Below are 7,348 nucleotides of genomic sequence, written 5' to 3' on the forward strand. Positions count from 1 at the left end.
GCGGTGACGGCTGGTTCACGCTTATCGATGCAGTTTGCGAGTTGATTCAGCACGACATCGACACCAATGGCACTGAGTTTCTGGCTTCACAAGTTAAAGAAAAATTTGGCGGGCTCCGTTTTTACTACCGACAGGGAAGCGGTTACGCTACCGCTGCGGTTGAACTCGCGGAATTTCTATCGCCGTCCATCTGTGAGATATGCGGCGCTCTCGGCAAGACGGTGTCTCTCTTCGGTTGGATGCAAACGCGTTGCCCGGTGCATGAGAACCAGACTGTTTATGAGGGGGCTCTCCTTACACTGGAGAATAACCTGCTGCAAGCTCCTCCGATGGGCGAATTGCTGGGTGCTGCATTGGCGCTTTTTGCACTTGATGGTCAGGCCGCGGCCCGCTGGTTGACTCAACCTGCGCCTGCGCTTGCACATACGGTTCCGTTGGCTTTAGCAGGATCTGCGGACGGCCAGCGCCAGGTCTTGACGCTCATCGGACAACTTGAGCACGGCATCACTCCGTGACGCAGTTATGAATGTTGCCGCTGACCTAAAACTGACTCAGGCGTCTGCGGTGACACTTCGCGAATCGGGAGTGCTCCCCTTCAGAAATGGACTGCCGAACGGTTTAGCCAGTTTGTTGTATAGATTGGCTCAATCCAAGTTTGCAAGGGGGGCACTCGCTTGGGTTGCGCCCTACCGATAAAGCGTAGCCCTAGGTATTTTCGAAACGGATGATGATTGAAGGAAGCTCTAGTAAGGCCACCAGTCTCACACCATTTGTAGGTCGGATCGTTGCGCAATTTGCAGGATCGAATATAAGCCTTACCTCGTCCTTATATCCCGTTTCAAGTCCGGAGACGAGCGCCAGTATAAAGTCGCTACCACGTTCCTTCGCACGGTTGAACTCATTATTTGATAGCTCGATTTGGGATTGAGGACTACGAGCGGTTGCTTTCATTTCGACAAATGTTTTCCAGTCGAACACTCCATCTGCTCCTACTCCTTGACGCTTGCGAAAATCAACAAGGCGTCGATCTGCCGACGTCTCTAGTGCCTGTACAAGTATTTCCCAGCCGCGCTGCTCGAGGTCGGCATTCGTATATGCGGCGGGGGCACTTGGGCTTGATGACTCATTCGTATCGCTTAGGCTAGGTGGTTTGGCTTTCAATATTCCCGCAGATTTGGCTGGGGGTTTTAGCCGCGTGATACCAGGATTAATGGTAGCGCCAACGACAGCGCCTACTGTTTCTTTAAGCGTCCGTGGCTTGATATAAGCATCATTACTTCTAGGCTGTGTGACGATAATTTTGCCTTTGAGCGATGCATTAATAGCGGCGGCCGCTTCCTGCATCGCATCGCTACGTTTTTCGTCACTAGCAAGGCGAATCTCGGCAGTGACTACGTCCCTACTTTTCTGCCACGCAAGCACCCACTCAGCATCGATTCTTCGGCGCCCTTCCATTGGGAACATTGACGCAATAACTTTGCCCGCCGAATCTCGGTCACCAATGTCGTCGTCTCGAAAATGGAATGCTGGAGGACTTTCCTGCATGAAGGCTTTTAGCGATACCAAAACGCTAGGCAAGGACAAATCAGGAAATGTCGCCCTGACAGGGATCAACCGGTGATAGACCATCAATGGCACCGCTTTAAGCTCGTCCCATCCGATAGCTATACGATCTCGCAGTGCAGGTGCGCTGTGTGCCAACTCAGTCGAAAGGTGATCAAGAGCGTGGACAAAACGCATTCGCGTCTGCTCTCCATACTCGACAGCTTCTTCACTTTCTGCCTCGATCTTAAGGCTCGGGCTAAGCGTTACCACGGCTAGAAACTTCATAAGATGGGGCAGGTCGCGCACATCGCATGGAGGAATCCAGAATTTCAATGACAGTATATTTTTTGCCAATTGATTACGTAACTCGGAGTTTTCTACATAAAAAACCGGTCGAGCTGTGGTCCATCCGTCTTCGCAATGAACAGGTAAGGTACGGAGTTTGGCCCGATGCCTAGGCTCAATTAAATCTTTGATGCCTTCCATGTATCGATAAACGTCCATTAGCACCGCTTCCGCCTCTGGATCATAGGGGGCTACAGCTAAATCTCGGCAGAACTGGATGCAGTCGTCAAAATCTGGCTCTGCAACACCGAGCATCACCCACAGATTGGTACAAGCGATCCCACCAGGCACAAACGACTGACGATCATGAAATATGTCCATCCCCATCATGAGATCGTTTGGCCCACGCCATCTACTCTCGCCGACATGAATTAAGCCCCCTTTGGCTAAAAACCTTTGACGAAGCTCCTGAACACTTAATTCGCCGATCCGTGCATTGTAGGTGGTTACTGGTGGGCAACGTTTGGCGATAGTCCTATAAAGAGGTAGCGTTTGGGCATGAGTCACAACCTCACCGCTATCACGTAACTTTTCAAGCGTCGCCACTAGATCCCCGACGCGGACATCCGTAATCAAATTCAGCGAGGCCGCAAGGCTGGTATTAATTTCTCTACCAACGATATCGCAAACGAAGGTCGAATAAGTAGTCTGCGTCTCAGGCGTTCGTAGCACTGCTGATTGCGGTACTACTAATTCCCCACGCCCCACAGCAATCCATCGAGTATCACGTAGCTCATTGACCCAAGCGGCACTGATCTCGCCGCGACTGTACGTGTGTTTTATCGCTAGGTGCTCAGCCGGCACTGCGCTTCGCGGCGAATAAACAAGGTCCCAATTTCGAGACAAAGTTCGTAGTAACGCAGAACTTCGTATTCTCGCATCGCGCTTGCTGAGGGCGAGCAGGCTATGCAGTACGCGGCTTAAATCGGGCGAGACTTGATCGTACCTGACTAGCTCTGCTCCTTTCTGCCGCAGGTCTGCCGATCGTCTTACGCCGCCCCACCGTACGCGCTCATCCAACTTCATGACACGCGGGGTGCCCTCGACCCCCAGTAGGCTTAGAAACTTTCTTGGGCCTCGTGAGACAGAGCCATCGTCACGTTTACGCTTAGCCCATTTTCCAGCTTCGGTCTTCAGCACAGCCTCGTATCTAGCCGAAACCCACTGGATGTTGGTCGTAGTTCCTGCTGCATCGGGCCATGTGGAGTTTTCACCGTCGAGAGTCTTACAAAAGTAACTTTCGGCAAGCGACACCTTCTGGCGCGAGGTTTTTCCGGATTTAAATACGTGGCCATCAACTCGTAATATGGCACCGATTTCTAAGCCTAACGGCGCCGCTTGCTGGTCCGGAATCTCATCGAAACGCGCTCGAAGATCACGCAAATCATCATCGGTAATGTCAATTTTCTGACCTTTAAAAGCCTCAGCAAAAGCTGCAAGCTCTGTTTTGGCGTCGAGAGCAGTTACGAAGGCCGCGTTGGCTTCCAGCCAATTGATGACTGTTTCGCCCGCATCACCATGAGCGTATGCCGAATGGATACACTCCAGAAGATTCCAGCGCTCAGCGAAAGGTGACGGAGAGGCACTAAACACAAGCGGTCGAGCGGTCTCACCAAATTCTTTGCAGGACAAGGGGAGATAATGATGGGACAACAAAAATGCCCTTCCGAAAAGCTCATCGTCGGGGTGATGGAGCACCAACCGTGATCCCGACTCCACCCACCAGGATTCTGACTTATCCTCAAACGACCCGTTTTCCAGCGATTCCAATAGAGCCTTTGTGCCAAGAACACGCGATACACCCAAGGCACTCAAAACTCGCCGCCAACGTTCTTTTTTATCGCGGATGTCAGCTTCAAGCGGATTGAGGCCTTCGACCATTCGGCCTAGATCCTCTTCATCAAGAAGTCCATCGAGCACTTCGTCTTCATAAACAACGTTCGCGAGCGTCGACATACCACTACGTAGGCAGACCAAGGCCTCGGTTCCTAACCAATTGCGCGCAGCCTGAAGGCCTGAAGAAAAACGCTTATGCAGCCAGTAATCATTGGCCTCACCGACTCCTTCTTCAGCAAGTGGCACCAACGCCCAAGCACGCTGTGGTTCGGACGCCAATAACCCCGCGGAAATGGTCGCCACCACATCGCAGGCTCGGTCAATCAGCCAACTGTTCCAAGCGTTCTCAATGATTGCTTCTCGAGATGTGCTGGGGTCAAACTGGGCATCTAACGAAAACGGGAGGGACACATTGACCTGCGTACGAAAGCCAATGAAAAGTCCAGACATTCCCTCTTGTGCGCCTAATGCGATAGAAATATTCGTATCATTGCTTCGTGCCTTATGTGCTGGGTGCAGGTGAGAAGGAACCTGCATAGTTGCCCTCCAGACGGTCCAGTTATTTTCTGGCCCAACGACATGCCTGGATTGCAACCGCGTCATCCCTTGGTGGTGGAGCGAGTATTCGGAGTTGACCCAAGGTGAAAAAACGAGCGAGCGTTCACTTCGAGTGGTCCCGTTGGTCTCGCACCAACGAAATCTGCTAACTGAGGCAAGGAACATAAGCCCTTCATCACGCCACGTGTCGAACCAATCGGCGAGGTTTTCCTCTTCAAAGGTATTGCTCAGATCTGCCACTAACAACGTTTCACTGCTGGGCTCGTAAAAAACTGTTATCTCTGGCTCGGCATCAATTCTGCCGAAGCACTGCTGATCACTTGAGAAGTGGTATGGAGCAGAATGCACCGCAATGGCATCAGCGACGCGTTTGAGCGTTTTCATTCCGATACCGAAACGTCCGCGCTGATCAGTTCGTTCTGTCTTGGATGTCAGATACGGTAATGCCATACCGAGAACGTTGTGACAAGTGACCGGTTCTCCATCATGCACAATGAGCAACTGCCGACCTCTTGGACCGTCTCTGAGGGCGAATCGTACTTCATTGGCGCGAACATCATCGGCGTTCTGAATAACTTCGATAACGCCTTGAAACTGAGCAACAGCCAAGTCTTCTGCACCGGCAGTTGCGCGATCAATCATCTTTTTCAACAGGCCCTTCGAGTTTCGCAACTCCTCAACCGACGCATCGATCATTGCATGCGCGAACGCTGGGCTTCGTGGATCGACCAAGGTGTTCGTCGCAGGATCATCTTCCCAAATTAAACGAGCAGCCTCTCTCCCCCTCTCAAAGTCCAGCTGATCGTTGCTTTGGATGGCTGCGTTTAGAGGGGTCATATGACAGTGGCCAGTGATCGATTGATTGATGCAGGCTAGCGTAACCCACCCATGGAGTCTTTTGATTTCATCGACATTTCGGCGTCGGATTGATGTGGTCTGAGATATCGATTGTCGAGACTCAAACACTTGCTAACGGAGATTACGGCTGAAGGGCTGCGCTGTAAAAGTAGCGAATACGCAACAGTGAACAGACAACACTTTTACCATTCCCATCTATTCTGGCCATCGGGTGACAGGCAATGCCGTCGTGGCCCGTGCTAGATTGCGGATATTGAAAATACTGGAAAGGTACAAAGGTGACATCAGAGTCGAATCGAATTTCTGCTGCAAGCACGGCCTACACCGATTCGGTTTGCCGTGCATGGGGTTGGTCCTGGCAAGAAATGGGGCAGGTCGACGATGACGGTGTGGATGGGCTGATTTACTTGCGTACCTTGAAGGTGGACGAGGATCGGCCAGAAGATCGGAGGTCGTGGAAGCACCTTTTCACCGGCGGTTTGATTCATGTGCAGATTAAGAGCGGGGCTAGCTATGTAGCCCGCACGGGGGAAGATTTTATTGAAATTAAAATTCCTAACATCGAAACCAAGCGAGAGCTTTGGAAAAAATCTCCCCTGCCGGTTGCCTTACTGTACGTAAAGGAGGTGGGAGGTCTATGGAAGATGCCGAGCCAAGCTTGGTGGGCCGATCTCAAACTGACCGAGTCTTACACCGACAGAGGCACGGTGATCGTTCAACTAAAAAACCGATTTCAACCAGGCATTGAGTGCCTTCGCCCTTTTTCTCGACTCGCCACCGGCCAGCATCGAGCGCTTGGGCTGGCAGAGATAGATATGTCGAGGCAGGGTAATCTGCCAAATCGTCTCAACCTATTCTCGAAAAGCCTCAAACCTGCTGCCTGGGACTTTTATCAAATTTGGAAGACCGCAGGCGCTTCACATCCCACACTTGGCACCGTCACAATCAACCGGACTGGCTGGTCTCACATCACTCGAGTGCGACGTCCACTCTCTCGCATACAGGCGAGCTTTGAGTTGCTACCAGTCGCAGCGCGTATCATTGAGACGGTTGAGACTTGGCATAAGCTACGCAGAGGCTTGAAGACTCGGCAGTTCACCGATGGTTCGTGGGCGCAATACGATTACCTGGGGGTATCGGCCATGGTGAAATGGCCAGCACGGGAGGCTTCAGAAGTGATAGTGATCCTCAAGCGCGAGACCACCCTTATTGAAGATTCAACCGTCGAAGGCTTGGAGACGAAGGATCGGATTCGAATCGTAGGGACCAAAACATGGTTCTACTCCGTCTACGAGCCCGGTAGACGGAAGGGGAAAATTTGACCGGTGCGTCACTCTCAGACTGATCCAGACGTACCAGAAAAACTCCAGTACCGGCAGGCTAGGTAACGAGTTAGCCACTCTCTATTGTGTGCGCACCGATCAAACAAAACGGTATCATAACCCTATTACAAAAATCCATGGATAAGCACCACCGTCAGCATTCGGTCGTTTTCTGCCCCATCATGTACGCGAATCATGCCAGTCAAATCTGATGCAAATAATTGGTCAGCTCGAATGCAAATGTGTGGGCAAATCTATGCAATTACCCAAAGCTCTCAAGACAGGCACCGCACCCGCCTAGGTCCTATTTTGAGCAGGGGGGAATGCTTGTATTGGTAAGGCCACTGATACGTGGCCTCATTAAATCTACTCATTGGCCGATCAAATTGCTCTCAACCATTCCAAGCAGGCCCTCAGCAACGGTGCCCTTGCCTCAGTTGATGCACCATCAGCGCCACGTAGAAAATCCTCTTGTTCAAGAATGGCTTCTTCGCCTTTTTCGTGAATACCGAATACATCCTCAATACAGCCGATAGGCCATACCCACGTAGTTCGGGCCAGAAGCTCTTGGTGAGCTGCTTCCGCTAATTTGAGGCCATCCGCGTCCTGTGCGAAAAGCGCCCAGGTATCCGCCGCTCTCAATCCACCAGCATTGACGGGCAGACCGTTCCCACCCAGCGGCACACCTTGCTCTGCTCCAATTCTGGCCAACACGTCTCTTACTTTGGCCATATCCTCACCGTCTTTTGATAACCAAGACTCGGCACCACTCCTGGCGTGTGTGAAAGCAAAATCCAAGTCTGCAATTACTCCACAGGTGATACCCATAGCTGAGAGCACCGAAACCCCTTTGGGGATGCTGGAGCAGCTGCCTAGCGCCACAA

3 protein-coding genes and 1 pseudogene are annotated in these 7,348 nt (G+C 51.8%); 2 read left to right on the forward strand and 2 right to left on the reverse strand.

From position 1 onward, the window contains the following. Window positions 1-515 (forward strand): MbcA/ParS/Xre antitoxin family protein (locus tag K9857_RS29015; protein WP_224541798.1); only part of this gene is annotated, 515 nt, incomplete at its 5' end. Between the two features lie 190 nt (window positions 516-705). Here the strand turns inward: K9857_RS29015 and K9857_RS29020 are convergent. Then, a complete protein-coding gene (locus tag K9857_RS29020) occupies window positions 706-5,121 on the reverse strand; it encodes a sacsin N-terminal ATP-binding-like domain-containing protein (protein WP_224541800.1) in 4,416 nt (1,471 codons plus the stop codon). 299 nt (window positions 5,122-5,420) lie between these two features. On the opposite strand from K9857_RS29020, the gene K9857_RS29025 reads away from it, so the two are divergent. Then, window positions 5,421-6,464, forward strand: coding sequence for a DUF4365 domain-containing protein (locus K9857_RS29025; protein ID WP_224541803.1), 1,044 nt, complete (start codon window positions 5,421-5,423; stop codon window positions 6,462-6,464). Between the two features lie 381 nt (window positions 6,465-6,845). Here K9857_RS29025 and K9857_RS29030 read toward each other — a convergent pair. Further along, window positions 6,846-7,348: pseudogene (locus K9857_RS29030) on the reverse strand (AAA family ATPase); the annotation flags it as partial.

Source organism: Pseudomonas sp. REP124, assembly GCF_020164475.1.
Taxonomy (GTDB): domain Bacteria; phylum Pseudomonadota; class Gammaproteobacteria; order Pseudomonadales; family Pseudomonadaceae; genus Aquipseudomonas.

Excerpts from the sequence above, each read along its gene's own strand:
- K9857_RS29020 (WP_224541800.1), bottom strand. The coding sequence starts at position 5,121 with ATGACCCCTCTAAACGCAGCCATCCAAAGCAACGATCAGCTGGACTTT.